Below are 25,820 nucleotides of genomic sequence, written 5' to 3' on the forward strand. Positions count from 1 at the left end.
ACCTGCGCTACCCAGTGGTAGCCCGCTGATTGCCGCGTTGCATCGTGGGGCCACCCCCTTGCACTGTCAACGACTCTGCGCCAGGCGGTAGTTGATTCCGCCAAGGTCACCCGCGCGCCGTGCGATCCACCGTTTCGGCCGCCGTCCCCGCTCCGAGGTGCAGCGCCTCGCGCGGCCGCCCGGCAGGACCGGGCCGGGTGCACCGTCCGGTGGCGCACGGCCGGTCCCCGCCCGGCCCGTTCCGCTCCTGCCGCCGTGCGGCAGAAGGCCCCTGCCCACGCGCCGTCACACCGGCGCCCCCGGGCCCCTCACTCCCCACCGGCCCGTTATCGCCCACCGGCCCCAGGGGTGGCCGATAACCGCTTCCCCTGGCATCCCCCGCATCCCGGTCCGGCGGTCCGCTGCCGCCGGGCCCAGAAGGGGCGGTCGGCCCAGCGGGTTTCCTGGGCGTGCACGGCACGGTGGCCGTCGTGGTAGGCGACCCGGGCCGCGGCCACCTTCGCCGCGTAGTCGGCCAGGGCCGCCCGGTCGCCGTACAGCCGGGCGTCGACCGCCTGGCCCGCGCTCAGCCCGGTGTAGAGGGCGGTGAGGATGCCCTGGGAGCTGAGCGGGTCGAAGGCGGCCGCCGCGTCTCCGGCGGCCGTCCAGCCGTCGCCGTGCACCCGGTCCAGATGGGCGCTGTGCGCGGGGGCCCGGCGGGGTGGCCGCAGGGTGCTGAGGCCGTGCGGGCGGGCCCGGCGGGAGAGGTGCCGGGTGGCCAGCAGCCGGTCGCGGAACCGCTCGGGGCCGCGGGCGGCGGCGACGGGGAGGTCGGGGTCGGTGAAGTAGGCGACCAGGCGGTGCCGGGAGGGCAGCAGCGCGGTGTACCACCAGCCGTCCTCGTCGGACTCGACCAGCGAACGGCCGTCGGTGGGGGGCTGCGGGGCCGGGTCGAGGAGGAGGTGGAGGGCGGTGAGCCGGTCTCCGGTGCACCGCCGGGCACCGGAGCGGACGGCGATCGCGGCGCGCCGCCCGGTGGCGTCCACCACCCAGCGGCAGCGGACCGTACGCTCCCCGCCGCCGGTGCGGTCGCACAGGGTGAGCCGCCAGGTGCCGTCCGGCTGGCGGGAGGGGCGTCGTACGACGGTGTGCTCGGCGACGTCGGCGCCCGCCGCGTGGGCGGCGGCGCGCAACCGCCGGTCGAAGAGCGGACGGTCGAGGTGCCAGCCGTGACCGTAGGGGTCGTGGAGGAAGTCCACGGCGTGCAGTGCGGCCGAGCCCCAGGCCGACAGGTTGCCGTGGCAGGGCAGATGGCCGCTGCCCAGGACCGGCCCCGCGACGCCGAGGTCGGCCAGGAGCAGCCGCCCCACGGACACCAGCGCCTCGCCGGTCTTGGGCGGGCCGGTGCCGGCGTCGGCGAGCAGGACGGTGCGCCCGGCCCGTACGAGGGCGAGCGCGGCGGCGCAGCCGGCCGGCCCACCGCCCGCGACCACGACGTCGTAGCCGGGTGCGGGGGTCACTGGGCGCCGTGGAAGGGGTCGAGCTTCTCCAGGTACCCGGCGGCGATCGCCGCCTCGTCCTGGCCGGTCGCCTCCTTGACCTCCAGGACCGCCTGCTGCACGAGCATGGACTCCACGGTCTCGGCCGGGACCTCCCCGGTCCAGGTACCGGCCACCCCGGCCAGTTGGGGCACGCCCGCCTCGGGTACCTGGATGTTGATGAGGTTGGCGTGGTCGGGGGCCGGCGGATAACCGGGCTCGGACTCCACATGGAGGTACCGGGGGAACTTCGCGTCACCCACGGTGTATTCGCGGGTCTCGACGATGCCGAACTTGAACCAGTCGTCGATCATCTGCCGGCGCTGCTTGTTGAAGTCGGCGCCCTGGAGCCCCCGCAGCCACACCGCCCGGTTCTCGAAGGCTTTCTCCCTGGCGCTGTCGTCGGAGCCGGTCGGCGGGGTGTTGACGGTGCTGAAGTCCGACTGTGTGAGCACGTGGTTGGGGATCTGGGCGGGCCAGAAGGTGGGCAGGTAGGGGCTGTAGCGGGGGCCGAGCCCGGACCGCACCTGGTAGCCGGAGCGGCAGCTCGCCGCGTCGCACTGCCAGGGGGCGGCCATCCAGCGGGTGAGGTCGCCCGGCCCCTGCGCATGCAGCGGGCCGTTCTTGCCCAGGGCGTCCTGGACCGTGAGGACGTCGCCGTAGTCGCGTTCCGGGGTGTCCGGCGCGCGGTGCAGGATGCGGAAGGGCTCGGCGTACAGGGTCTTGTGCCGCATCGGCCAGGTGACCTCGATGCCGGGGTGGAACGCATCGGCGGCGCAGTTCTCCAGCGCCGCCCGGTCCAGCAGGTGCGGCTGTTCGGCGGGCGGCGCGTCGTCCACGACCGGGAAGCCCGTACGGGGCGGGCCGGTGGTGAAGTGGCCGTCGGCCCACTGGGCCAGCATCCGGTCCTGGGCCGGGGAGAGCGTGATGTGCTGCCGCACGGACGTGGGCTTGCCGCTGGCCATCGCGTCGCCGTAGAGCCAGGGCCAGGGCAGGGGGGACGTCCCGTCCCGCTCGTAGTCGCGTATCTGGACGTAGATCTGGCGGCGGAGTTCCCGGCTGGCCTCGCCCGGGTCGGCGAGCCGCTTGCGCAGGGCCGGTTCGAGGAAGTCGTGCGGGCCGGCCCAGCCGAACTGGGCGGCGAAGCCGTGGTTGACCCACTGCAGATCGCAGAACCGCCGCAGGAGCGGTTCGATGTGGTCCGGGTACGAGACCTGCTGCGCGGCGGGCAGCGTGTGCTCGGCGACGAACACGTCGTAGAGCAGGTCGTAGAGGGTGCGGACGGTCTTCACGCCGGGTGCGAAGTGCGGCGGGGCGACCACGACCCAGGCGGGGGTCGCGGTCTTCGTGCCGCCGCTGAGGGTGACCTCCGCCGTGACCGGGCCGTCGGAGACATCGTCGTACCAGGTGTCGTTGTTGGTGACGCCGGAGATCGGTGTCTCGGGCGTGGTGTAGGAAGCCGACTTGCCGACACCACCGACGACCAGCAGGCGGCCGTCGCTCTGGGTGGAGATCGAGCCGAGCGGGACCGCCCGGTTCATGATCTTCCCGGCGAAGGTGGCGGTCTCGTGCACGGAGGCGCGGATGGTCTGCCGGCCGGGGTCGTTGACGAGCTTCTTGCGCTCCGCTCCCCTGACGCCGAAGTTCCGCCGGCGCCGCTGGGTGTCCGGCAGGGCGAGAGCCTCGGGGATGTCGAGCGGGAGGTGGAACTGGTACCAGGCGGCCTTCTTGTTGGCCAGGTGCACCGACCACTTGATCTCGGTGACCTCCGCGTCGCCCAGCTTGAGCTCCCGGACGACCTCGCCCGCCTGGTTGTAGCCGTAGATCCGGAAGCGGGCGGCCTGCCGGATGATCTTCCCCGAGCTGTCCTTGCACGAGCCGGCGGCCGGCGGCGGCTGGTCCGGTGACTCCGGGCCGAGGAAGGGCGGCTTGTCACTGTTGCCGACCCGGGCTATGCCGATGGCAGGGTGGATCTTCACCTGGGCGATCTTGGTGTCCATCGAAGGCCTCTCACTGGGCGGGAGTGGATGCCCCCGAAGGCTTCAAACGTAGGAGCGGCGCCGCTCGGGGGAGGACATCGAGGCGTCGCAATGGGTGCACGGATTCACCCTTTCGGGACGGCCTGCGGGCGGGGCCGGTCACGGGCCGTGACGGGGGCCGTGACGGGGTCCGCCGGCGATCGCCACTGCTGCCGGGGTCGCCGCCGCGCCCCCAGAAGGGCACGCGTTACGGACTGCCCGTCTTCAACTTCAGATTCCACTTGGCCAGGGCCTCGCCGACCGGCTGGAAGATGGTCAGGGTGGGGCCGCCGAAGTTGCCGCAGGTCGCGGGGCCTCCCCCGGAGTGCATGCCGAGCGCCATCGGGGCGTTGGGCTGGGTGACGTACGAGCCGCCCGAATCGCCGGGCGCCGAGCAGGCGTTGGTGAACGAGAGGCCCTCGATGACCGTGTTGCCGTAGTCCACGGTCTGGTCGACGCGGGTGATCTCCCCGCAGTGCCAGCCGCTGCTCTGGCCGGAGCGGCACATCGACATCCCGACCAGCCCCTCCTGGGATCCGGTGACGGCGACCGGCGTACCGCCCTGGCCCGCCACGTTCGAGCTGACGGTCCAGCCCGGCTGGTCGACCCCGACCAGTCCGAAGTCACCCTCGCGGTCGTTCACGCTGTGCCCGCCGCCCTTGTTGGAGGTCCCCATGCGGCTGCCGTCCTTGCCGTAGGCGGCCTGATCGGCGGTGAGGGTGCAGTGACCGGCCGTCAGAAAGCCCTGGAAGTCGCCGGGTCCGGTCACCGTGAAGCCGATCGAGCAGATGCCCTCGCTGCCGGGCATCCACCGCTCCCCGCCCACCACCGAGCCGCCCTGCTGCCGCGGCGTCTGGTCGCTGCGCTCGACGGTGACCGGGATCTTCGCGCGCGCACCGAGACCGCGGACGGTGTGCTCGAAGGCGTCGGTCCGCGGGCCGCGCCGTTTTCGGTCCACCCGGAGTACGACGCCGTTGGCGCGCTCGTCCACCCCCCACCCGGTGACGCCCGGCACTCCGTCGCCGGCCCGGCCGGTGATCCGGCGCATCAGCCCGGTGAGCGCGGCCCGACTGTGCGGCACCGTCTTGGGCACCGCCCCGACGTCCCGTACCCGCTGTGCGTCGGCGGCGCCGGTGACCGCGACGACGAGCCGGCCGGTCGACTTGTCGAACCACATGCCGGCGGGCGGCGCGCTCAGCGCCCGGCGCACGGCGGCCACCGAACGGCGTGCGTCGGCCTCCTGCGCGAGCCGGGTCCGCACCTGCGCCGCCGTCAGCCCGAGGTCCCGCCGCATCGCATCGAGCATGCCGCGCGGTGACGGCGAGGGCGACGGGCCGGGCCGGGGCCCGGCGTGTGCCGGGCTGAGCGGGCCGGCGGCCGCCAGGACGGCGGCCACGGTCGCCCCCCAGAGAGCGGCCTTGCGAGAGCGGCGTTCCATCGGGGTCTCCTCGCGGTGTCGAGTGCACGTCGGATCCGATGGAGCGAGCCTGCGCGACACCGCGGGGTGCGGCATGAGGGAGACCCCGTGCACCATGTCCGGATGACCGACGAGCACCGACACCAAGTCCCCGCCGCCGACGGCGCGGTAGCGTTCGCGCAGTTGCCGGAGGTGCTGCGCAAGGTGACCTACTCGGGTGCCCGCCATCCGGGAGCCGGGGCACCTGAATGCCCGTCACACCTGCCGCAGGGGGCCGCCGGTGCCACCGTCCCGGCCGCCCCCGACGCCTTCGCCGACCTGTCCGGCGGCGCCAACTGCCAGCGCTACGCCTACGCCGTGCTGCGCCACTTCGGGCTGCTGGTACCGCCGTTGCGCTCGGCGGAGCTCTGGGCGGACGACCGGGCGACCCGGCGAGCCGGGTCGCCGCAACCGCTGGACCTGGTGCTGTTCGACGCCGGCCCGGCCGCCGGCCGGCCCCCGGGGTTCGGCGCGCATGTGGGCGTCCATCTGGGGCCCGACCAGGTCCTGCATCTGTGCCGGGAGGCCGGCCGGCCCGCCGTCTGGCGCTATGCGGACTTCGCGGCGCGGCCGCGCTACCGGCGGTTCCTCGGTGCCAAGCGGGTGGTGCGCGCGACGGGCTCGTGACGGCTCAGAAGCCGCCGCCGTCGCCACCGAAACCGCCGCCGTCGCCGAACCCGCCCCCGTCACCGAACCCGCCGCCGAAGTCGTCGGGGTTGAAGTCGGATCCGGAGTAGTCACCGCCGTCGGCGCCCATGCCGCCGAAGTCGGCGCCGTAGGCGTCCGACGACATCATCATGTTGCCGAGCAGCGTGCCCACCAGGAGTCCGGGCAGCAGCCCGCCGCCGAAGTAGCCGCCGGCCCAGGGGGCGTAGGCCGGTCCCGCGTCCCAGTAGGGACGGTCGCCGCTCGCCGTGCGGACCGTACGGGCCAGCGGCTCCAGGCCGTCGTCCAGGCGGCTCTTGTCCGCGGCGCAGACCGGTACGGTGCGCTGGGCACCGCCCGCCGGCGCCCAGGCGGCATCGGTGACGGACGGGCCGTGGCGCGGGTCGAAGAAGCAGGGCAGCCGGCGCTCGGGCAGCGGCTTGCCCTCCCGGCGCGCGGCGAGGGTGGCCAGCGAGAACCGGCCGTCCTCCAGGGCCTGGGTCACGGCCTGCACCTCGCCGGGGTGCTGGGCCGCCGCCATCGACGACTTGGCGTTCTCGTACGAGTCCAGCGCACGGCTGTAGTCCGTGCGCATCGCGTCGTCGGCGCCGGCCTCACCGGGGTGGAAGTCGAGCCGGTCCAGCTCCTCGCCGAAGGCGGTGATGTCCTCGTCGACGACGACCCGCAGCTCCTCCAGCGCGGCCCGCTCCTCCTCGGCCCGCCGCTTGCGGTTGCGGCGGGCGATGGCGTACGCGCCGCCACCGCCGACGACCACCAGCACCCCGAGCCCGATCGCCGTGCCGGTGTCGAAGCCGGAGCCCGCGGACCCGCCCCAGGAGGCCGGGGCCTGGCCGTTGGCCGACTGGTTCGCGGTGTCGACGAAGCTGTTCAGCCGGGCGCTGACGGTCGGGTAATGGGAGCGCTTGACCGATCCGACGAGGTTCTGCACCGAGCTGTGCGACATCACCCGCGGGTCGGCGCCGGCGTTGAAGCCGTCGCCGAGTTCGACGGCGTAGACGCCACTGATGCCGACTTTGGTGCGCAGGTCCCGCAGCAGGGTGCTGGGCGGGTAGTCGGCGGTCCGCGGGAGTACGGCGACGAAGACCGGCTTGTCCGCGTCCTTGATCTTCTTGGCCAGCGCATCCGCCTGGGCGGAGGTGAACTGGTTCGCGGCGCGCGGATCGACGTAGACCGGGCCCTTCTTCAGGGTGGTCGCGGCGTCGTCGAGCCCGCCGGCGGCCCGGGCTCCCGGGGCCATCGCGGCGGCCACCGCCAGCAGCGCGGCCACCAGCAGCAGAACCGGACCGATCAGCGCACGTCGAGTTGCGGTCTTCATGTGTTCGACGCTACCCGAACCACACTTTCGGGACATCACCGATGTTGCGACCGACGCCGTTCACATCGGGGGATTTTCCCGCATCCCCGGGAGGCTGTCGCGCCGGAGATGTCCATCCAGGTGATCGCTCAGCGCGTCGTTTTTGATGATCGAAGTGCCGGGGATGTACCCGCTCGTGCCTCCCCCCAGGAAACGAGGAGACGATGTCTAGGGCCACCTCGATGGCCACCAATCTGGCCGTCGCCGTCGCCACCACCGCCGTCGGCTGCATGCTGGTGATCTCGCTGGCGCCGTCGCACCCCGAGTCCGGGAAGAGCTGGCGCCCGGACGGCAGTGCGGTGGCCGCCACGTCCGGCCACGCGGGCTCGGCCGCGCGGGCCGCCACCTCGGCCCTGGGCGCGACCGCCGCCGGCCCGGAGGACGAGCAGTTCACCTCGCCCCCGACGGGGCGGATCGTGGTGACCGCCCCGGCGCCCGGCGTCGACTACAAGGCCAACGGCAGCTTCACGGTGGCCTGGAAGAACACCACGGGTGAGCAGGTGGACATCTGGCTGTACGCGGAGACCGGCCAGGGCCGGGCGCAGCGGGTGGCGGTGGTGGCGCCCCGGGCCGGCGACGGGCCGACCGGCGAGGCGCTGGTGACGCTGCCCAACGTGCCGCCGGGCCCCCATTACTTCCTGGAGGTGGCCACCGCCGGTGACGGCGCGGTCCGCGGTGTCAGCCGGACCTTCGCCATCACCGCGTGACCGCCGCCGGCCGCGGGGGCCCGTCCCTACGGTGCGTCGATCCCGACCAGTCCGGCCAGGGCGTCCCGGTGCCGGCCCGGCGAGCCGAGGGCGAGCTCATCGCTCTTGGCCCGCTTGAGGAACAGATGAGCCGGGTGCTCCCAGGTCATGCCGATGCCGCCGTGCAGCTGGACGCACTCCTCGGCGGCGCGGACCGCCACCGGCGCGCAGTACGCCTGGGCGACGGCCACCGCCACCGGGGCGTCGGGGCTCCCGGCGGCCAGGGCGTCGGCGGCGTAACGGGCGGCGGCGCGGGCCGAGGCGACCTCCAGCCAGAGCGCGGCCATCCGGTGCTTGAGCGCCTGGAACGAGCCGACGGGGCGGCCGAACTGGGTGCGCTCGGCGGTGTGGCGCACGGTCTCGGCCAGGCACCATTCGGCGACGCCCAGCTGTTCCGAGGCGAGCAGCCCGGCGCCGGTGAGCAGGGCGCGGTCCACGGCGGCGCGGGCGCGGTCCCCGGTGGCCAGGAGGCGGCCGCGGGCGCCGTCGAAGGTGAGATGGCCGAGGGGGCGGGTGAGGTCGAGCGGGGTGACGGTGTCGGTGCGCACGCCGTCCGCCGCGGCCTCGACCGCGTACAGCGCCGGTCCGTCGGGGCGCTGCGCCGGGACGAGCAGCAGCTCGGCGGACGCGGCGTCGGCGACCGAGGTCACCCGGCCGGTGAGGGCGCCGTCCGCCGCGGCCCGTACGGCCGGGGCCGGCAGGGCGCCCGGAGCGGTGGGCAGCGGGAGGGCCAGTACGGCGACGGTGCGGCCGGCGGCGAGGGCGGCGAGCGGCGCGGCGGCCTCCGCGCTGTCGCCGCAGCCGAGCAGTGCGGTCACCGCGATGACGGCGCTGGTCAGGTAGGGCACGGGCGCAACGGAGCGGCCCAGCTCCTCCAGGACCACGGCGGCCTCGCGGGCGCTCGCGCCCTGTCCGCCGAGCTTCTCGGGGACCAGCAGTCCCGCGGTGCCGATCTCCGTGGCGAGCGCCCGCCACAGGCCGGTGTCGTAGGCGACGTCGGACTCCAGGCCGGCGAGCACGGTGGCCGGAGCGCTGCGGTCGGCGAGCAGCGACCGTACGGCGGCGCGCAGCGCCTCCTCCTCTTCGGAGTAGAGGAGATCGGGGTCGGGCGCCGGGGCGCTCGACGGGAGGGTCTCGGCGGTCATCGGGGGAGGTCCTTCCACGCGACGTCCTTGTCGGTGCGCGGCTCGGGCGGCAGCCCCAGCACACGTTCGGCGACGATGTTGAGCAGCACTTCCGAGGTGCCTCCTTCGATGGAGTTCCCCTTGGCGCGCAGGTAGCGGTAGCCGGCCTCACGGCCGGTGAAGTCGACGCCGTCGGGCCGGCGCATCGTCCAGTCGTCGTAGGTCAGCCCGTCCTCGGCGAGGAACTCCACCTCCCAGCCGCTGATCTCCTGGGCGAGCCGGGCGAAGGCCAGCTTCATGCCGCTGCCCTCGGGGCCGGGCTGGCCCGTGGGGGCACCTCCCGCTCGAACGGAGTTGAGAGTGGGGGACAGCTGCTGGCGCAGCCGCTCTCCGGTCAGCCGGGCGACCTCGGCCTCCACCCACAGCGACAGCAGCCGCTGGTGCAGGTCGTGGGTGCGCAGTTCGGGGCGGGCGCGCCAGTCCTCGGCGGCGACGCCGATCATGCCGCCCTCGCGGGGGATGCGGGAGCCGCCGATGGCGACCCGCTCGTTCATCAGCGTGGTCTGGGCGACCTTCCAGCCCTCGCCGATCTCGCCGAGGCGGTGGGCGTCGGGGATCCGGACACCGGTGAGGAAGACCTCGTTGAACTCGGCCTCGCCGGTGATCTGCCGCAGCGGCCGCACCTCGACACCGGGGTCGGTCATATCGCACACGAAGTAGCTGATGCCGCGGTGTTTGGGCACCGCGGGGTCGGTGCGGGCGATCAGGATCGCCCAGCGGGCCAGATGCGCGCTGGACGTCCAGACCTTCTGGCCGTCGACGACCCAGCCGCCCTCCTCGTCCCGTACCGCGCGGGTCGCCAGCGCCGCCAGGTCGGAGCCGGCTCCGGGCTCGCTGAACAGCTGGCACCACACTTCCTCGCCGGTCCACAGGGGACGCAGCCAGCGCTGCTGCTGCTCGTCGGAGCCGAAGCGCAGGATGGTCGGCGCGGCCATGCCGAGGCCGATCCCGATCCGTCCCGGGTCGTTGTCGGGGGCGCCGGCGGCCGTGAGTTCGGCGTCCACGACGGACTGCAGGGAGCGGGGCGCGTCCAGCCCGCCGAGGCCCTCGGGGAAGTGGACCCAGGCGAGCCCGGCGTCGAAGCGGGCCCGCAGGAACTCCAGCCGGCCGGTGGCGGCCGGAGGGTGGGCGGCGAGCAGCGCGGCGGTGCGCCGTCGCAGGTCTGCGGCGTCGGTCATCGCGCCTCCTCCGCTCCGGGGAGCACCACGAGCCGGCCGACGGACGTCCCGTCGGCGACCCGCTGTACGGCGTCGGCGGCCGCGGCCAGCGGGACCCGCCCGCCGATGAGCGGCTTGACGGTGCCCTGCGCGGCGAGCTTGGTCAGCTCCTCGTGGCAGGCGTCGATCGCGGCCGGTTCCTTGGTCTGGTACAGGCCCCAATGCAGGCCCAGGATCGCGTAGTTCTTCACCAGGGCGTGGTTGAGGGCCGGGGTGGGGATGGCTCCGCCGGCGAAGCCGACGACGACGATCCGGCCCTCGAAGGCGATGCACTTGACGGACTTGGCGTACGCCTCGCCGCCCACCGGGTCGTAGACGACATCGGCGCCGCGGCCGCCGGTGGCTTCCTTGACGGCGGCGACGATGTCGTCGACGCGCCGGTCGAGGACGAGGTCACAGCCCAGCTCGCGGGCGGTACGGGCCTTGTCCGCGCCGCCCACGACGCCGATGACCCGCGCGCCGGCGGCCTTGCCGAGCTGGACGGCGGCACTGCCGACGCCGCCCGCGGCCGCATGCACCAGCAGGGTCTCGCCCGGCTGGAGCCGGGCCCGGCGGTGCAGCCCGAACCAGCCGGTCTGGTAGCCGATGTGCAGCGCCGCGGCCTCGGCGTCGTCCAGGGCCTCGGGCGCCGGGCGGACACTCGCCGCGTCGACGACCGCGAGTTCGGCCAGGCCCCCGTCGGGCAGCGGCGGCTGGGCGAGCACCCGCGCGCCGATGTCCCCGGCCGCCCCCTCCCCCACGGCGAGGATCTCGCCGCAGATCTCCACGCCCGGCGTGAACGGCAGCGGCGGCCGCACCTGGTAGAGCCCGCGGCACAGCAGCGCGTCCGGGAAGTTGACGTTGGCGGCCCGCACCCGCAGCAGCAGCTGCCCGGGGCCCGGCTGCGGATCCGGCACCTCCTCCAGCCGCATCACTTCACGCGGCTCGCCGTTCGCGTGTACGCGCCATGCCTTCACCTGGTGCCTCCACAGACTTGGATACGCGGTGGGGCGAAGGGCATACCGGTCCCCCTCGCCAGCGACATACTAAGCGGTCGGTATCCCTGAGGGAACAGTCTGCGCCACACGGCGACAGGCGGCGAGCGGCGAGCGGCGAGCGGCGAGCCCATTGTCCGGTGCGGCGCTGTGGCTTGCGCCGGGCGGCTACTCCCCGCGGAGCGCGGCCCAGGTCTCCGGGTCCTCGAAGCCGAGCGCCCACAGCCCGGTGCCGCGCACCCCGTACTTCCCCAGCAGCGGCATCAGCTCCCGGACCCCGCGCGCGTCCTGGTACCAGACCTCGTGATCCTCGCCGTCCTTGCGGTAGGTGAAGTGCGGCGTACCGGAGCGCTCATCGAAGAGGTACTCGGCGTCTTCCCGCTCGCGCAGCGCCTCGGCCTCCTTCCAGGTCCGGTGTGCGGCGTGGCCGGTGACGCCGGTGACCCAGTCCCAGCCGTAGCCCGGGAAGGCCACCTCGATCTTGTTCCGGGGGATGGTGTCGGTGGCGTAGCGCAGGAATTCGCCGTACCAGTCCCTGGCGGACAGCGGCCCCGCCTCGCCGCCCGACCAGTGCAGGTCATAGCCCATGATCCGGACCCGGTCGGCGTATCTGCCGAGTTCCTCGTAGTCGAACGCCTCACCCGACCCGCGGACCCGGGCGGGCACCGTGACCACACACTGCGCCTCACGGGCGTGCAGCCGCGCACACAGCTGCTCGACCAGCGCGCTGTACCCCGTGCGCACCCGTGCGCGGACCTCCTTGTCACGGGTGACCGCCATCGACTCGTAGTCCAGATCGAGCCCGTCGTACGCCCGGCTCTCCACGATCCGCAGCAGCGCCTCGACATGGTCCGCGCGCCGCTGCGGATCATGCATCAGACCGGCCATCTCCTCGGCGCCGAGGGTCTCGGTCACGGTCGGGACGACATCGATCCCGGCGTCGTGCAGCCCGTCGATGACGCTGCGCCGGCCCGCCCCTTCATGTCCCGCGACGGTGGTGTCCGACGTGGCCTGGTACCAGAAGGGGCTGACCGTGTGCAGCTGGGAGGCGTGCCGCAGCGCGTCGCGGTAGGCGGCGTCGGTGTCGCCCCAGTAGGGCAGCCAGGCGGAGCCGGTACGCCCGCCGGCCCTCGGTTCCCGCGCCGTAGCGGCCGCCGGCGACCAGGGCGCGAGGAGCGCCGCGAGGGCCAGCAGGAGCGCAAGACCGGTGCGCAGCCGGGATCCCGAAGCCTGTTCCATGATCCGAGCGTCACCCGGCACCACAACTGACGCACCGTCAGATGCGCCGAACGGGGAGACGTACCACATGGCGGGCGGAGTGGCGGACGGAGTGGCGGGCAGATCCCGGACGCGGCCGGCGGCGCGGCACGGAAGCCCCCGCACCGCACCCTGCCCCCCACCCGGAATGACCATGGATCCGATCCCGGTGCGCCCTCATGACGGCACCCCTTGAAGGAGCGAACAGGCGTCGGGTTAGCATATGAGCACCGCCTAGCTCGAAAGATAAACCTGTGACTGTCAATGACGACTCGTTCACCAACTGGAAAAACCGCGAAGAGATCGCGGAGTCGATGATCCCGATCATCGGGAAGCTGCACCGGGAGCGGGACGTCACGGTCCTGCTGCACAGCCGCTCCTTGGTGAACAAGTCGGTGGTCAGCATCCTCAAGACCCACCGATTCGCCCGGCAGATCGCCGGCGAGGAACTCTCGGTCACCGAGACGCTGCCGTTCCTGCAGGCGCTCACCACGCTCGATCTCGGCCCGTCCCAGATCGACATCGCGATGCTCGCCGAGACGTACCGGAGCGACGACCGCGGTCTGTCGGTGGAGGAGTTCACCGCCGAGGCCGTCGCCGGTGCCACGGGTGCCGACAAGATCGAGCGCCGCGAGCCGCGCGACGTCGTCCTCTACGGGTTCGGCCGGATCGGCCGTCTCGTCGCCCGCCTGCTCATCGAGAAGGCCGGCTCCGGCAACGGCCTGCGGCTGCGCGCCGTCGTCGTCCGCCAGGGCGGCGACCAGGACATCGTCAAGCGCGCCTCGCTGCTGCGCCGGGACTCCATCCACGGCCAGTTCCAGGGCACGATCACCGTCGACGAGGCGAACAGCAAGATCATCGCCAACGGCAACGAGATCAAGGTGATCTACGCGAGCGACCCGTCGGAGGTCGACTACACGGCGTACGGCATCAAGGACGCCATCCTCATCGACAACACGGGCAAGTGGCGCGACCGCGAGGGCCTCTCGAAGCACCTGCGCCCCGGCATCGACAAGGTCGTCCTGACCGCCCCGGGCAAGGGTGACGTCCCCAACGTCGTCCATGGGGTCAACCACGACACGATCAAGCCGGACGAGCAGATCCTGTCCTGCGCGTCCTGCACCACCAACGCGATCGTCCCGCCGCTGAAGGCGATGGCGGACGAGTACGGCGTCCTGCGCGGTCACGTGGAGACCGTCCACTCGTTCACCAACGACCAGAACCTGCTGGACAACTACCACAACTCCGACCGCCGCGGCCGCTCGGCGCCGCTCAACATGGTCATCACCGAGACCGGTGCCGCCTCCGCCGTCGCCAAGGCGCTGCCCGACCTCGAAGCGAAGATCACCGGCAGCTCGATCCGCGTCCCGGTGCCGGATGTCTCGATCGCGATCCTCAACCTCCAGCTCGCGCGCGAGACCAACCGCGAGGAGGTCCTCGACTACCTCCGCAATGTGTCGCTGACCTCGCCGCTCAAGCGCCAGATCGACTTCACCAGCGCCCCCGACGCGGTCTCGAACGACTTCATCGGCTCGCGCCACGCCTCGATCGTCGACGCCGGCGCCACCAAGGTCGAGGGCGACAACGCCATCCTCTACCTCTGGTACGACAACGAGTTCGGCTACTCCTGCCAGGTCATCCGCGTCGTCCAGCACGTCTCCGGGGTGGAGTACCCGACCTACCCGGCTCCGGTGGTCTGACCTCGGCGGCCTGTCCGGCCCGTACGGGCCGGCGGGTGGCAGTGGAACTCGGCAAGGGGATCCCGATCGGGGTCCCCTTGCCCTGCTACCGCCCCCGGCCCGGGCCGCCGAACTGGCCGAACGAGACGATCTAGGTACGCCCGGCCCGCTGCTGGGCGTCCCGCAAGGTGTCGGACGGGGTGGACCAGCGGGCCCGGATCACCGGGAAGCCGGCCTTTTCGCAGGCGTCACAGACGAGTTCGTCGTCATCGACCACATGCCGGACCTGACGGTCTCGGGCGATGCGGCGCAGGATTTCCAGCTTGGTGAGCCGGGCCGGGCGACGGTCGTGGTCGGGTCGCATCCACAACCGGCCCTCGGGCAGGCCGTGTTGGGCGAGCCAGGCCAGCGTGTCGCGACGGCAGCGCTCCGGACGGCCGGTGAGGTAGACCACCTCGCAGTCCTCGGTGCTGCGGAGGGCCAGGGCCACCCCCTCGGCGAGCGGCGGGTCCTCGGTGGCCGCCGCGAAGAAGGCCTTCCAGTCCCGTGGGGTGCGCTCCAGCAGATGCTGCCGGTGGCCGGCGTCGGCGAGCGTGCCGTCCAGGTCGAAGACCGCCAAGGGGCGTGCCGTCATGCTGTCGTCGTCCTCTTCCGTTTCCGTCGTCTCCGCAGGATGCCTCGGGCCGTGGTGACCGCGATCCGGGCGATATCGATTCCCTGTGCGAGGGACAGGCGATGGTACGCGATGGCGATGCGGGGCGCGATCCCCGGGGCCCGCGGGAGCGCCCATAAGAGAGCAGGAGATGGCAGAAGAGGGCGCGCGGGCGGGAAAGCGCCGGCACAAAAACCTCTGCGGTCACGGCAGATGACATTCGCCATTCCGATTCTGCGCAAGAGCACCCAACCGGCCAGGATCAACTTTCCAGCCGATTACCTTCGTTGCCCCGCAAAGGCCCCGGCACCTCGGTAGTTTTTGTGCTGTTCCTCGACACGGCCGGCCCGAAGGCGCGGCATTCGGATGTTGCGAAGCCATCGCCAGGGCCGGCACGTCGAATTCGTGATGCCCAGCGAAAGGAAAGCGATCCCGCATGACCACTGGAATCAAGGGTTGCGACAACCAGTCGAACTCGTATGTGTCCTTCGTCAACGAAGAGCACGCCGGGGACAGCGAGTCCGTGTCCCCGAGGTCGTACAGCGACGCCTACGCATGGATCTCGCAGCACAAGGACAAGCCGCTGAGCGTGCAGACCGGCCGGGGCAGGTGCATCATCTGGGACGACGACTGGAAGATCAAGGGGCAGTGGGACGACGGCAGGGGTGAGGTCGTCCTCGCCAAGGTCGAGCACAGCCCGCAGGACTACCGCATGACGGTCAGCACCACGGGCGACATCGCGCTGTCCGCGGTCTGATCCGCGGAATCGTCAGCGACAGAGCGGAATCGGAAGCGAAAGAGGGGGATGGGATCAGCATGCCCATGGACAACTGGCGTATCACGAATGCCATGGAGAACCGGACGGGGAACTGGGTGTACTACATCTGTTCCGCCGCGGCGGCCTTCGCGAATCTCCATTTCAGCCGCCACGTCGACAACCCCGCCGACGACCATATGGCGACGAATGACGGAGCCTATTACTACTACGGCGTGACCGGCACGTTCAATCAGGCGGCACAACAGGCGGACCAGGCGGTCCGGCAAATGCTCGTCGACGCCTGGAACGACTACTTCACGGTATGAACGACCGCTTCACGGCAGAGGTGAATCCGTCCGCTCCCCGCAGTGGCGCCGCGGGTGCGAGTGCCGCACCCGTCCCGCCACGAGGCGAGCCGACCGGAAGACTCACCGGCCGCATGAAGCACGCGTGAATCCGCCGTCACAGCACACCCCGCACCGCACTCACTCGAACAGCCGTACGTGCCGCTCGCCCCCGTCCGCCGCTCGCCCGGCGGGACCCCGGGCCCCACGGCGGGCGGAGCGGCCGTCCTGGCGCCCAGGAGGCGCCGTGGCACCCTTCGGAAGTCTCCCGGTCCGGACGGCCCGTCGGCCCGGTGAGAGCCCCTCCGTCGCCGTCCCGGCGGCGGATGCGCCCTTGAGCGCATCGCCCGCAACAGATTAGGTGGAGGGCGGCAATCCTGCCGCTACCCCACAAGGGAGAGGGATTCCATGCCCGTACGGCCTGCTGTCACGGAAGCGGAGCTTGAGGCTCACCTGCGCGGAATATGTTTCAAGACGGGGCCCCCGCGTCGTCTCGGGGTCGAGATCGAGTGGCTGGTGCATGACGCGCGCAACCCCCGATGTCCGGTCGAACCGGCTCGGCTGCGCAGCGCGGCCACGACCCTGCGCGCACTCCCCCTCAGGTCCCTGCTGACCTTCGAACCGGGCGGCCAGCTGGAACTCAGCTCGCCCGCCGCCACCTCCCTCACCGGCTGCATCGAGGCCGTCACCGCCGATCTCGCCCTGGTCCGCCCCGCCATGCGGGCGATGGGTCTGGGCATGGCCGGCCACGGCCACAATCCCTGGCACCGCCCGCAGCGGGTGCTGACCGAACCGCGCTACGACGCCATGGAGGCGTACTTCGACCGCTGGGGCTCCGCCGGGCGGTCGATGATGTGCGCCACCGCCTCCGTGCAGGTGTGTGTGGATGCCGGGTACGAGGAGCCCGGCCCGCTCGGGCACGGCCGGCGCTGGCTGCTGGCGCATCTGCTGGGTGCGGTGCTGGCCGCGGCGTTCGCCAACTCGCCGACCAGCGAGGGCTGCCCCACCGGGTACCGCACCACCCGTCAGGTCGTCTGGTCCCAGCTCGACCCGGCCCGTACGCTCGCCCCGCCGATGGGGCCGGAGCCGCGCGCCGCCTGGGTGCGCTACGTCATGGACGCTCCGGTGATGTGCCTGCGCGCCGAGGACGGCCCGTGGGACGCACCCGAGGGGCTCACGTTCCGGGAGTGGGTCCGTACCGGCGTGCCCCGGCCGCCCACCCAGGAGGATCTGGACTACCACGTCACCACGCTCTTCCCGCCCGTACGGCCGCGCGGCCATCTGGAGCTGCGCATGATCGACGCGCAGTCGGGCGAGGCCGGGTGGATCGTGCCGCTGGCCGTCACGGCCGCGCTGTTCGACGACCCGGAGGCCACGGAGTCTGCCTACCGCATCGTCAAGCCCCTAGCGGAGACCGCCGGTTCACGGCCGGCGCCGCGCAATCCGCTGTGGCGGCGGGCCGCCCGCGGGGCGCTGACCGATCCGGAGCTGCACGCCGCGGCGGTGGCCTGTTTCGCCGCCGCGCAGGAGGCGCTGCCGCGGCTCGGCGCCTCGGCCGAGGTGTGCGCGGCGGTCGCGGAGTTCACCGAGCGCTATGTGGCGCGCGGCCGCTGCCCCGCGGACGACCATCTCGACGCCCTGTACGCCATGGAGGGCGACCTCACCGTTGGGAAGGACAGCCAGTGACCATCGACCCCGAGCTCCTTCGTGAGCGGGCGGCCTCGGCGCTGCTGGCCGCCCGCGACCGCACCCGCCTGCTGACCACCTGCGTCGAGCATCCCGATCTCGTCGCCCAGCACTCCCCGCTGATGTCCCCGCTGGTGTGGGACCTGGCACACATAGGCAACCAGGAGGAGCAGTGGCTGCTGCGCACCGTCGGCGGCCGTGACGCGCTGCGCCCCGACATCGACTCCGTCTACGACGCCTTCGAGCACCCCCGGGCGACCCGTCCCTCGCTGCCGCTGCTGGCACCGGACGAGGCGCACGGCTATGTCGCCGAGGTCCGCGGCCGGGTGCTGGACATCCTGGAGCGCACCCCGCTGCACGGCGGTCCGCTGCTGGACTCCGGCTTCGCCTTCGGCATGATCGCCCAGCACGAGCAGCAGCACGACGAGACCATGCTCATCACACACCAGCTGCGCCGGGGTGCGGCCGTGCTCACCGCGCCCGAGCCGCCGCCCGTCTCCGACGAGATCATTCCGGCCGAAGTCCTGGTTCCCGGCGGCCCGTTCACCATGGGCACCTCCACCGAGCCCTGGGCGCTGGACAACGAACGGCCCGCCCACCGCCGGCTGGTCCCCGCCTTCCTCATCGACACCACCCCGGTCAGCAACGGTGCCTACCAGCGCTTCATCGAGGCCGGCGGCTACGAGGACCCGCGCTGGTGGACCCCCGAGGGCTGGGCGCAGGTACAGGAACACTCCCTGCACGCCCCGCTGTTCTGGAAGCGGGACGGCGGCCAGTGGCTGCGCCGGAGGTTCGGGGTGACCGAGCCGGTGCCGCCGGACGAGCCGGTGCTGCACGTGAGCTGGTACGAGGCGGATGCCTATGCCCGCTGGGCGGGGCGGCGGCTGCCGTCCGAGGTCGAGTGGGAGAAGGCCGCCCGGTACGACCCGGCGACCGGCCGGACGATGCGCTACCCCTGGGGCGACGAGGACCCCACGCCGGCCCACGCCAACCTCGGCCAGCGGCATCTGCGGCCCGCCCCCATCGGCAGCTACCCGGACGGGCAGTCACCGCTGGGCGTACGGCAGCTGATCGGCGATGTGTGGGAGTGGACGGCGAGCGACTTCCTGCCGTACCCGGGCTTCGCCGCCTTCCCCTACCGGGAGTACTCGGAGGTGTTCTTCGGCGACGAGTACAAGGTGCTGCGCGGCGGGTCGTTCGCGGTCGACCCGGTGGCCTGTCGGGGCACCTTCCGCAACTGGGACCTGCCGGTCCGGCGGCAGATCTTCTCCGGGTTCCGTACCGCCCGGGACGCCGACCCAGGGGCGGGCGCATGAGGCCCGCGGCCCGTCCGGCCCGGGAGGTCACTGCCTGATGTGCCGTCATCTTGCGTATCTGGGACCGGAGATACCCTTCGGGCAGCTGGTGCTGGCCCCGCCGCACAGCCTCTTCCGGCAGTCGTGGGCCCCGCGCCACCAGCGGCACGGCACGGTCAACGCGGACGGCTTCGGCGTCGGCTGGTACGCGCCGGACGACCCGGTGCCCGCCCGCTACCGGCGGGCCGGGCCGATCTGGGGCGACGAGCAGCTGCCGGACCTGGCCCGGGTGGTGCGTACCGGCGCGCTGCTCGCCGCCGTCCGGGACGCCACGGTGTCCGGCGCGGACGCCGAGGCCGCGGCCGCGCCGTACGCCGCCGGACGCCATCTGTTCAGCCACAACGGCGCCGTGACCGGCTGGCCGGACTCGCTCGCCCCACTGGCCGCGGAGCTGCCGCCCGCGGAGCTGCTGCGGCTGCCGGCCCGCTGCGATGCGGCGTTCCTGTGGGCGCTGGTCCGGCACCGGCTGGAGCGCGGTGACGAGCTGGGCGACGCGCTGGCCGGCACCGTCACGGCCGTCGCCGGGGCGGCACCCGGCTCCCGGCTCAATCTGCTGCTCACCGACGGCACCACCATCGCCGCCACCACCTGGGGCGACACGCTCTACCACCTGGCCGTCCCCGGAGGCGGCACGGCCGTCGCCTCCGAACCGTACGACGATTCCCCCCACTGGACCGAGGTCCCGGACCGCACCCTGCTGCGCGCGACCCGGACCGAGGTCCACCTCACCCCGCTCAAGGAGCCCGTCACGTGAGCCCGCTCAGCATCACCCGCACCCTCCCTGCCGACGCCACCGCGGCCGCGCTGCGCACCGATGTCACGCAGGGCCTGTCCCGTACCCCCAAACAACTGCCGCCCAAGTGGTTCTACGACGCCCGCGGCAGCGAGCTGTTCGAGGACATCACCAAGCTGCCCGACTACTACCCGACCCGGGCCGAGCGGGAGATCCTGCTCACCCGCGCCGACCACATCGCCGCGGCCACCCAGGCCCGCACGCTGGTCGAGCTGGGCTCCGGCTCCTCCGACAAGACCCGCCATCTGATCGGTGCGCTCGGCTCGCTGCACACCTATGTGCCCATCGACGTCAGCGAATCCGCGCTGGCCGCGGCGGGCGAGGCGCTGCTGGCCGACCATCCCGGCCTCACCGTGCACGCGCTGGTCGCCGACTTCCAGCAGGGCATCGAGCTCCCCGCCACGCCCGGCCCGCGGCTGCTCGCCTTCCTCGGCGGCACTCTCGGGAATCTGCTGCCGGACGAGCGCGCGGCCTTCCTGCGCTCGGTGCACGCCATGCTGTCCCCGGGCGACGCCCTGCTGCTCGGCACCGACCTGGTCAAGGACGAGGCCACCCTGGTGGCCGCCTATGACGATCCGCAGCGGGTGACGGCCGCGTTCAACAAGAACGTCCTGGAGGTCATCAACCGCGAGCTGGGCGGCGACTTCGACCCGGCGGACTTCGACCATGTCGCCGTGTGGGACGCCCGGCAGGAGTGGATCGAGATGCGGCTGCGGGCCCGCAAGGACCTGACCGTGAAGATCCCCGGCGTGGACCTCGCGGTGACGTTTGCCGCGGGCGAGGAGATGCGGACCGAGGTCTCGGCAAAGTTCCGCCAGGAGGGCGTGCGCAAGGAACTCGCCGCGGCCGGACTGGAGTTGAACAGCTGGTGGACGGACAGCGCGGACCGTTTCGCGCTGTCGCTGGCCTTCCGCGTCTGAACTCCACCCCTGCCCGGCCGGCGTGACCAGAGGGTCCCGTCGGCCGGGTGTCATGTCCACGGTCGATGTGGTTCGATGCCCCGACCGCGCTGCGCACCGGAGCGTCCGGTGCGGGGGCACGCAGACTCGACGGACAGGGGACGCGGCATGGGGCTCGGACTGGATCGGCGGGGTTTCCTCAGGGGCGCGGCCGGGCTGTCGGCCGCCGGGGTGCTGACGGGCATCGGCAGCGGGCAGTTCACGGCCGGCGCGGCACCACGGCGCGCCCGCGCGCTGTCGGCGGCGGACTGGATGTCGGCGCTCGGCGACGGCACCCCCGTCCAGCGGCTGACGATCCCCGGCACCCATGACTCCGGTGCCCGGATCGGCGGCCCCTGGGTCGCCTGCCAGAACACCCCCGTCGACGCCCAACTCGCCTCCGGCATCCGCTTCCTGGACGTCCGCTGCCGGGCCGTCGACGGTGTCTTCGCCATCCATCACGGCGCGTTCTACCAGCAGCTGATGTTCGGTGATGTGCTCAACGCCTGCCGGGCGTTCCTCCAGGCGCACCCCTCCGAGACGGTGCTGATGCGGGTCAAGCAGGAGTACTCGGAGGTCTCCGCCGACGAGTTCCGCCGGATCTTCGTCAGCTACCTGGACGACAAGGGCTACCGTCCGCTGTTCCGGCTGGACGGCGATCTGCCGACGCTGGGCGGGGCCCGCGGCAGGGTCGTGCTGCTGGCGGACTCCGACGGCCTCGGCGGCGTCCGTTACGCCGATCCGCAGCTCTTCGACATCCAGGACGACTACATGGCGGAGCCGTTCGGGAAGTACCCGAAGATCGAGGCCCAGTTCCGCAAGGCCGTCACCCAGCCGGGCAAGCTCTTCGTCAACTACGTCAGCACCTCCGCCTGGCTCCCGCCCCGCTCCAACGCGGACCGCCTCAACCCGCAGGTCAAGCAGCTGCTGACGGGCCCGGAGGGCAGCCACTGGACCGGCCTGGGCATCGTCCCGATGGACTTCCCGAACGAGGTCGGGCTGGCCGAGACGCTGATCGCGCACAACCTCGCGGGGCAGGGGGTACGGCTCACCCGCTGAGCCGGGTCCCGTGGGCTGCGTCCCGCGCTCGTCCGGCGGGGTCCGTGGACCCGCGAAGAGCGGCGCCGACGTCGGTGCGGGGCGCCGCCACGGGTTCACTCGACCGGGCTAACGGGACCGGCCCGTACCGCGCCGCCCTCCCCCGCCGGACGGACCGGCCATCTGGCCCACTGGGCCACGGAGGTGACGGGTGGTCCGATGCGGTATGGGCGTGATCTCCGCCCCCGGCACCAAGGATTCCCCCAGGTGAGCCAACCGCGTCACCCCGCCCTGCATCAGACTGGGTGAAATGTCTGGTTCCGGTGCCGCCTCCGCGTCCGACGGGGTGACACCGGCTGATGTGGGGAGGCGGCGGCTGGTGGCGACGAGCGAACGCGGGACCGCGCCGGCGGACAGCGCCGGGCGGGCGGACGAGGGCGCCGGAGCACCGGCGGCCCCCGACTGCCCGGGTCCCGGCGGGCTGCCGTGCACGGGGCGCGGCCGGCACGGCGTTCCGCTGCGGACGACCCTGGCGCTCAGCGTGGTGGCGATCGTGGTGGGCAGCACAGCACTGGTGCTGGGCTCCTCGTCGCGCGATCCCTACCTGGCCGCCGGGGACCCCGCCACCGGTGCGTATCTCGCCCCTCCGGCCGAGGGGGACCGGGCCGCCGCGGCCGTGCTCGCCGGGCCCTACGTGGAGCGGCCGGGGCCGCTGGTACCGGCCCGGAGCAACAGGGCCAAGGCGGCCCCGTCGTCGGCGTCCCGGCCGCTGATGGCGGCCCCGGCGGACCCCGCGCCGGCGGTCGGCGCGCTCTTCTCCCCCGACGAGGACGGCAGTCCGGTCCACCACTGCACGGCCAGCGTGGTGCACGCCCCGTCGGGAGACCTGGTCGTCACCGCGGCGCACTGTGTGCACGACGAGGGCTTCCGTACCCGGCTGGTGTTCGCGCCCGGTCTGCACGACGGGGTGGCGCCGTACGGACTGTGGGTGCCCAGCCGGATCGATGTCGACCCGCGCTGGATCAGCAGCCGGGACCCCGACCACGATGTGGCGTTCCTGCGGGTGCGCAGGGCGGGGCGGGGCGGCGGCCGGATCGAGGACGTCACGGGTGCCGAACGGCTCCGCTTCGATGCGGCGCCCGGGCGCCCGGCGCAGCTGACCGGCTATCCCGAGGACCGGGACAGACCGGTCAGCTGCCGGCACACGGCGGACCTGCAGAGCGCGACCCAACTCCGGTTCGCCTGCCCGGGGTTCCCGAACGGGACCAGCGGGGGGCCAATGCTCACCGACCTCGACCCGGCCACCGGCACCGGCTCGCTGATCGGCGTGATAGGCGGTCTCGACGAGGGCGGTGACGACCTCGTCTCGTACAGCAGCCGGTTCGGTGCGGAGGTGGCCGCGCTCTACCGGCGGGCGATCACGGAGCCGGCCACGAAGGCGGCCCGGCCGGCCTCCGGGACCGAGGCCCTCGGCGTCACGCCCCGCGCGGCACCACGGTCTTGAGGACGGACGGCAGCGGATACCAGTCGGCGGTGGCGAAGCTCGCATGTGCCGAGGCGAGCTGACCGACCCGGGCCAGGGCCTGCGCCTCGGTCGGGTGGGTGGCGTCGATGACCGGCGGCACATTGTGGGCGTCGGTCATGATGAGCAGGTAGTGGCGGGTGTCGTACCAGGCGGTGTCGATACTGCCGTTCAGATAGGTCGCGGCGTCACCGTCGAAGACCACGAACCAGGGGCGCAGTGTCCGGTCGGCGTAGCGCCGGCGGGGGTCACCGGCGGCCGCACCGTGCACGGCGGGGAACGCCGTGGACTGCGCCAGCTTCCCCTGCGCCGCGAGGTTCTTGAGGTGTCCGGCGTACTCCACGTCCGTCCACAGCTTGTCGAACGGGTTCTTCTCCTCGACCGTGCCCGGTATCAACTCGAACAGGAACTTGCCGGCCAGGTCGGCGCGGGCGGGCCAGCCGCGGGTCCGCACCGCCTCGTCCAGGGTGGCGTGCCCGGCGGTGAGGTCCCCGGGGCCGTAGACCGCATCGCCCAGCTTCTGCCGCACCAGCGCGTCGAACTCGGCGGGTCCTCGGCCGCCCTTGGCGTTGAAACCGTCCTTCATCTCGACCTTGAGCAGAATCGGGCGGTGGCCGGGGTGGGCGTCGTGCCAGGCCTTCATGTCGGCGAGGCAGCCGGCGAAGTCCTGGTTGCGGTCCTTGGTGCGCAGCTGCGAGGCGTTGGCGGCACCCGCGCAGTTGTTGTTGTTCCCGAGCGGGTTGGCGTGCGAGACCCGCCAGGACCTGCCCAGTCCGTTCGTCCAGAGGTCGAGTTCGAGCAGTGCGGCGCCGGAGTCCAGGGCGTCCGCGAAGTAGGGGTACTTCTCCTTGTCGTAGGCGTTGTGCACCCCTACGGACGTACTGGTGCCGTAGGTCGTACCAGCCGGCTCGGCACCGGCCGGACCGGTCATCGTGAACACCGCCGCCGCCGCGACGGCGACCGTTCCCACACACCGCTTCCCGTTCATGTTCCCCGCTTTCCTGAGGTCATCGGCCGTCCGGCACCGGTCCGGACGCCGCTCGTCCGGTTGGTCATCCGGACGATCGGGCAGCAGCGTACGGGAGTTGGGTACGGAAGGGACCCCGGAGACGAGGGAGAGTGGGGGAACAGCCGGTGGCGGCGGAGCGGCAGCAGGTCAACGGGGAGACCCCACCCCCTGTGCGCCTTCTTGCGCGCAGCCCGCGTCTCCCGGGCGCGCCTCACCACTCGATCCGGTACCCCGTCAGCCAGTCGCCGGGGCCCGCGCTGTCGCTGGGCGCCGGGCGGGTGGCCCCCGTCGCGGTGAGCTTGGCCATCCCCGCGCTCGCCGCGACGACCTTCTCCACCCGCTCCCTGCGCAGCTCTTCGTACGCGGCGAAGGCGCTGTGCGGGTCGGGCCGGTCGCGCAGACACCTGGCGAGCACGATGCTGTCCTCGATGGCCATGGAGGCGCCCTGGGCGGCGTTGGGTGCGGCGGCGTGCGCGGCGTCGCCGAGGACGACCATGGTGTCGGTGTGCCAGGTCGGAATGGTGGCGAGGTCGTAGGAGCTGGAGGCGATGACGCGGTCGCCGCTGGCGCGGACGAGGGCGGCGGCCGGGGTGTGGTCGTCCGCGAACAGCTCGGCCACCCGCTCGCGCCAGGCGCCGGGGGTGGTGGCCGACGGGCCGGTCCGGTCGAGTTCCGTGCCGGGGACGTTGGCGAACCACCAGACCGCGCCGTCGGGGGCGCGGGTGCAGCCGAAGAAGGCCCGCTTGCCGCGGATCATGGTGTAGGTGTCCGGCGGGAGCGGCACCTCGGTGTCGCGGACGTAGCCGCAGACGGTGTTCTGGCCGGTGTAGCGGGGGCGGGGCGCGGCCGGGTCGATCAGGGTGCGGGTGACGGAGTGCAGGCCGTCGGCGCCGATGAGGAGGTCACCCTCGGCGCGGCTGCCGTCGGCGAAGGCCGCGATGACCCGCGTGCCGCCCGCGGCGCGCACGGTCTCCGCGCCGACCAGCCGCTTGCCGTGCCGTACGGCGATCTGACGGCGGGCCGCCTCGGCGTGCAGCACCTGATAGAGCGTGGCCCGCCGCAGGGTGCGCGGGCCGAGGTCGGTGCCCTGGGCGGCGCCGGCGATGGGCCGCTCCCCCAGGCGCTGCCCGCTGCCGTCGAGGAACTCCACCCGCTGCGCCGGGAAGGAGTGCGCGGCGACGGGGCCGTGTGCGTCGATCACCCGGAGCGCTTCGAGGCCGTTGGCGAAGAGCACGAGAAAGGCGCCGACGTCGTCGGCGCCGGTCGGATAGGCCTCGAAGATCTCCGCGTCGATGCCTGCCTTCTGCAGCGCCATCGCGGTCACCGCCCCCGCGATGCCACCACCGATGATCAGGGCTTTGGTCATGTCGTCGTCATCCCCCCGGTCGGGTCGCCGCCCCGGTCGCGGACGGCGAGCGGTGCGGCCCGGGTTGGCCGCACCCACCCACCTTGGCCCCGGCGGGCCCGGAGATCCAGGGCCTGTCCGGTGGATCAGGGTCGGAAAGGCCGCGGAGTCTGGTGTGGTGCATCGCAAGGCGCCGGAGCGTCCTCATAGCGGAGCTATGCGGACGCTTCGGCAACGCCGCGAGGTGCCGCGCCAGACGCCGCGGACCCGGCCATGATCCACCGGACAGGCCCTTGCCCGCCGGGCGGGACGC

General features: G+C 72.8%; 22 protein-coding genes. 11 read left to right on the plus strand and 11 right to left on the minus strand.

What is annotated here, in order from left to right:
• Positions 1 to 326 precede the first annotated feature (326 nt).
• The 3 genes from CPH93_RS04405 to CPH93_RS04415 form a co-directional block, all read right to left on the minus strand.
• Positions 327 to 1,499, minus strand: a complete 1,173-nt coding sequence (locus tag CPH93_RS04405) for an NAD(P)/FAD-dependent oxidoreductase (RefSeq protein ID WP_096212011.1) — start codon at positions 1,497 to 1,499, stop codon at positions 327 to 329.
• On the minus strand, positions 1,496 to 3,517 hold the full coding sequence (locus CPH93_RS04410) for a LodA/GoxA family CTQ-dependent oxidase (RefSeq protein ID WP_096212012.1): 2,022 nt from the start codon (positions 3,515 to 3,517) through the stop codon (positions 1,496 to 1,498). Before CPH93_RS04410 ends, CPH93_RS04405 begins: the two co-directional genes overlap by 4 nt.
• A 226-nt stretch (positions 3,518 to 3,743) precedes the next feature.
• Positions 3,744 to 4,973: a S1 family peptidase gene (locus CPH93_RS04415; protein ID WP_096212013.1), complete on the minus strand. Its 1,230-nt coding sequence runs from the start codon at positions 4,971 to 4,973 to the stop codon at positions 3,744 to 3,746.
• 102 nt (positions 4,974 to 5,075) lie between these two features.
• On the opposite strand from CPH93_RS04415, the gene CPH93_RS04420 reads away from it, so the two are divergent.
• Positions 5,076 to 5,618, plus strand: coding sequence for a cell wall hydrolase (locus tag CPH93_RS04420; protein WP_096215307.1), 543 nt, complete (start codon positions 5,076 to 5,078; stop codon positions 5,616 to 5,618).
• A 4-nt stretch (positions 5,619 to 5,622) separates the two neighbouring features.
• On the opposite strand, the gene CPH93_RS04425 is transcribed toward CPH93_RS04420, so the two are convergent.
• Positions 5,623 to 6,972 carry a hypothetical protein gene (locus CPH93_RS04425; RefSeq protein ID WP_096212014.1) on the minus strand — a complete coding sequence of 450 codons (1,350 nt, stop codon included), beginning with the start codon at positions 6,970 to 6,972 and terminating at the stop codon, positions 5,623 to 5,625.
• A gap of 203 nt (positions 6,973 to 7,175) precedes the next feature.
• Here CPH93_RS04425 and CPH93_RS04430 point away from each other — a divergent pair, with 203 nt between their 5' ends.
• Positions 7,176 to 7,718 (plus strand): GPI anchored serine-threonine rich family protein, encoded by a 543-nt coding sequence (locus CPH93_RS04430; RefSeq protein ID WP_231977180.1) that lies wholly within the window; start codon positions 7,176 to 7,178, stop codon positions 7,716 to 7,718.
• 26 nt (positions 7,719 to 7,744) lie between these two features.
• Here the strand turns inward: CPH93_RS04430 and CPH93_RS04435 are convergent, their stop codons facing one another.
• The 4 genes from CPH93_RS04435 to CPH93_RS04450 all read right to left on the minus strand — a co-directional run bounded on the left by CPH93_RS04435 (position 7,745) and on the right by CPH93_RS04450 (position 12,371).
• Positions 7,745 to 8,902, minus strand: coding sequence for an acyl-CoA dehydrogenase family protein (locus tag CPH93_RS04435; protein ID WP_096212016.1), 1,158 nt, complete (start codon positions 8,900 to 8,902; stop codon positions 7,745 to 7,747).
• The gene (locus CPH93_RS04440; RefSeq protein WP_096212017.1) at positions 8,899 to 10,119 is read right to left on the minus strand and encodes an acyl-CoA dehydrogenase family protein; all 1,221 of its coding nucleotides are present in this window, start codon (positions 10,117 to 10,119) and stop codon (positions 8,899 to 8,901) included. Before CPH93_RS04440 ends, CPH93_RS04435 begins: the two co-directional genes overlap by 4 nt.
• Positions 10,116 to 11,114 (minus strand): NADPH:quinone oxidoreductase family protein, encoded by a 999-nt coding sequence (locus CPH93_RS04445; protein WP_096212018.1) that lies wholly within the window; start codon positions 11,112 to 11,114, stop codon positions 10,116 to 10,118. Before CPH93_RS04445 ends, CPH93_RS04440 begins: the two co-directional genes overlap by 4 nt.
• Before the next feature lie 186 nt (positions 11,115 to 11,300).
• Complete coding sequence (locus tag CPH93_RS04450) at positions 11,301 to 12,371, minus strand: glycosyl hydrolase family 18 protein (RefSeq protein ID WP_096212019.1); 1,071 nt, start codon at positions 12,369 to 12,371, stop codon at positions 11,301 to 11,303.
• A 272-nt stretch (positions 12,372 to 12,643) separates the two neighbouring features.
• Here CPH93_RS04450 and CPH93_RS04455 point away from each other — a divergent pair, with 272 nt between their 5' ends.
• On the plus strand, positions 12,644 to 14,089 hold the full coding sequence (locus tag CPH93_RS04455) for a glyceraldehyde-3-phosphate dehydrogenase (protein ID WP_006601925.1): 1,446 nt from the start codon (positions 12,644 to 12,646) through the stop codon (positions 14,087 to 14,089).
• A gap of 130 nt (positions 14,090 to 14,219) precedes the next feature.
• Here the strand turns inward: CPH93_RS04455 and CPH93_RS04460 are convergent, their stop codons facing one another.
• On the minus strand, positions 14,220 to 14,702 hold the full coding sequence (locus tag CPH93_RS04460) for a phosphatase domain-containing protein (RefSeq protein WP_093486905.1): 483 nt from the start codon (positions 14,700 to 14,702) through the stop codon (positions 14,220 to 14,222).
• Positions 14,703 to 15,156: 454 nt separating this feature from the next.
• Between CPH93_RS04460 and CPH93_RS04465 the strand changes: the two genes are divergently transcribed.
• From CPH93_RS04465 to CPH93_RS04500, 8 genes are all read left to right on the plus strand, one after another.
• Positions 15,157 to 15,477: a hypothetical protein gene (locus tag CPH93_RS04465; RefSeq protein ID WP_093486903.1), complete on the plus strand. Its 321-nt coding sequence runs from the start codon at positions 15,157 to 15,159 to the stop codon at positions 15,475 to 15,477.
• A gap of 59 nt (positions 15,478 to 15,536) precedes the next feature.
• Positions 15,537 to 15,803: a hypothetical protein gene (locus CPH93_RS04470; protein WP_197708736.1), complete on the plus strand. Its 267-nt coding sequence runs from the start codon at positions 15,537 to 15,539 to the stop codon at positions 15,801 to 15,803.
• A 426-nt stretch (positions 15,804 to 16,229) separates the two neighbouring features.
• The gene (gene egtA, locus CPH93_RS04475; RefSeq protein WP_096212020.1) at positions 16,230 to 17,507 is read left to right on the plus strand and encodes an ergothioneine biosynthesis glutamate--cysteine ligase EgtA; all 1,278 of its coding nucleotides are present in this window, start codon (positions 16,230 to 16,232) and stop codon (positions 17,505 to 17,507) included.
• On the plus strand, positions 17,504 to 18,823 hold the full coding sequence (gene egtB, locus CPH93_RS04480; RefSeq protein ID WP_093486899.1) for an ergothioneine biosynthesis protein EgtB: 1,320 nt from the start codon (positions 17,504 to 17,506) through the stop codon (positions 18,821 to 18,823). The genes egtA and egtB overlap by 4 nt, the downstream gene beginning before the upstream one ends.
• Positions 18,824 to 18,860: 37 nt before the next feature.
• Positions 18,861 to 19,616, plus strand: a complete 756-nt coding sequence (gene egtC, locus CPH93_RS04485; protein ID WP_093486897.1) for an ergothioneine biosynthesis protein EgtC — start codon at positions 18,861 to 18,863, stop codon at positions 19,614 to 19,616.
• Positions 19,613 to 20,575 carry an L-histidine N(alpha)-methyltransferase gene (gene egtD, locus CPH93_RS04490; RefSeq protein ID WP_096212021.1) on the plus strand — a complete coding sequence of 321 codons (963 nt, stop codon included), beginning with the start codon at positions 19,613 to 19,615 and terminating at the stop codon, positions 20,573 to 20,575. The genes egtC and egtD overlap by 4 nt, the downstream gene beginning before the upstream one ends.
• A gap of 147 nt (positions 20,576 to 20,722) precedes the next feature.
• A complete protein-coding gene (locus CPH93_RS04495; protein ID WP_096212022.1) occupies positions 20,723 to 21,652 on the plus strand; it encodes a phosphatidylinositol-specific phospholipase C in 930 nt (309 codons plus the stop codon).
• Positions 21,653 to 22,010: 358 nt separating this feature from the next.
• Entirely contained in the window at positions 22,011 to 23,135 is a 1,125-nt protein-coding gene (locus tag CPH93_RS04500; RefSeq protein WP_096212023.1) for a trypsin-like serine peptidase, read from the plus strand.
• Here CPH93_RS04500 and CPH93_RS04505 read toward each other — a convergent pair.
• Both CPH93_RS04505 and CPH93_RS04510 read right to left on the minus strand, forming a co-directional pair.
• Positions 23,107 to 24,141 (minus strand): phosphatidylinositol-specific phospholipase C domain-containing protein, encoded by a 1,035-nt coding sequence (locus CPH93_RS04505; protein ID WP_096212024.1) that lies wholly within the window; start codon positions 24,139 to 24,141, stop codon positions 23,107 to 23,109. The two genes, CPH93_RS04500 and CPH93_RS04505, sit on opposite strands and share 29 nt — an antisense overlap.
• A gap of 232 nt (positions 24,142 to 24,373) precedes the next feature.
• Complete coding sequence (locus tag CPH93_RS04510) at positions 24,374 to 25,528, minus strand: FAD-dependent monooxygenase (protein ID WP_096212025.1); 1,155 nt, start codon at positions 25,526 to 25,528, stop codon at positions 24,374 to 24,376.
• Positions 25,529 to 25,820 lie beyond the last annotated feature (292 nt).

Origin of the sequence: Streptomyces sp. 2323.1 (genome assembly GCF_900221035.1) — a bacterium.
Taxonomy (GTDB): domain Bacteria; phylum Actinomycetota; class Actinomycetes; order Streptomycetales; family Streptomycetaceae; genus Streptomyces; species Streptomyces sioyaensis.

Bases quoted from the DNA above. Each gene is read 5' to 3' on its own strand.
- CPH93_RS04410 (WP_096212012.1), bottom strand. From the start codon at position 3,517: ATGGACACCAAGATCGCCCAGGTGAAGATCCACCCTGCCATCGGCATA.
- CPH93_RS04415 (WP_096212013.1), bottom strand. From the start codon at position 4,973: ATGGAACGCCGCTCTCGCAAGGCCGCTCTCTGGGGGGCGACCGTGGCC.
- CPH93_RS04420 (WP_096215307.1), top strand. From the start codon at position 5,076: ATGACCGACGAGCACCGACACCAAGTCCCCGCCGCCGACGGCGCGGTA.
- CPH93_RS04425 (WP_096212014.1), bottom strand. From the start codon at position 6,972: ATGAAGACCGCAACTCGACGTGCGCTGATCGGTCCGGTTCTGCTGCTG.
- CPH93_RS04430 (WP_231977180.1), top strand. From the start codon at position 7,176: ATGTCTAGGGCCACCTCGATGGCCACCAATCTGGCCGTCGCCGTCGCC.
- CPH93_RS04435 (WP_096212016.1), bottom strand. From the start codon at position 8,902: ATGACCGCCGAGACCCTCCCGTCGAGCGCCCCGGCGCCCGACCCCGAT.
- CPH93_RS04440 (WP_096212017.1), bottom strand. From the start codon at position 10,119: ATGACCGACGCCGCAGACCTGCGACGGCGCACCGCCGCGCTGCTCGCC.
- CPH93_RS04450 (WP_096212019.1), bottom strand. From the start codon at position 12,371: ATGGAACAGGCTTCGGGATCCCGGCTGCGCACCGGTCTTGCGCTCCTG.
- CPH93_RS04460 (WP_093486905.1), bottom strand. From the start codon at position 14,702: ATGACGGCACGCCCCTTGGCGGTCTTCGACCTGGACGGCACGCTCGCC.
- CPH93_RS04465 (WP_093486903.1), top strand. From the start codon at position 15,157: ATGACCACTGGAATCAAGGGTTGCGACAACCAGTCGAACTCGTATGTG.
- CPH93_RS04470 (WP_197708736.1), top strand. From the start codon at position 15,537: ATGCCCATGGACAACTGGCGTATCACGAATGCCATGGAGAACCGGACG.
- egtA (WP_096212020.1), top strand. From the start codon at position 16,230: ATGCCCGTACGGCCTGCTGTCACGGAAGCGGAGCTTGAGGCTCACCTG.
- egtC (WP_093486897.1), top strand. From the start codon at position 18,861: ATGTGCCGTCATCTTGCGTATCTGGGACCGGAGATACCCTTCGGGCAG.
- CPH93_RS04495 (WP_096212022.1), top strand. From the start codon at position 20,723: ATGGGGCTCGGACTGGATCGGCGGGGTTTCCTCAGGGGCGCGGCCGGG.
- CPH93_RS04505 (WP_096212024.1), bottom strand. From the start codon at position 24,141: ATGAACGGGAAGCGGTGTGTGGGAACGGTCGCCGTCGCGGCGGCGGCG.
- CPH93_RS04510 (WP_096212025.1), bottom strand. From the start codon at position 25,528: ATGACCAAAGCCCTGATCATCGGTGGTGGCATCGCGGGGGCGGTGACC.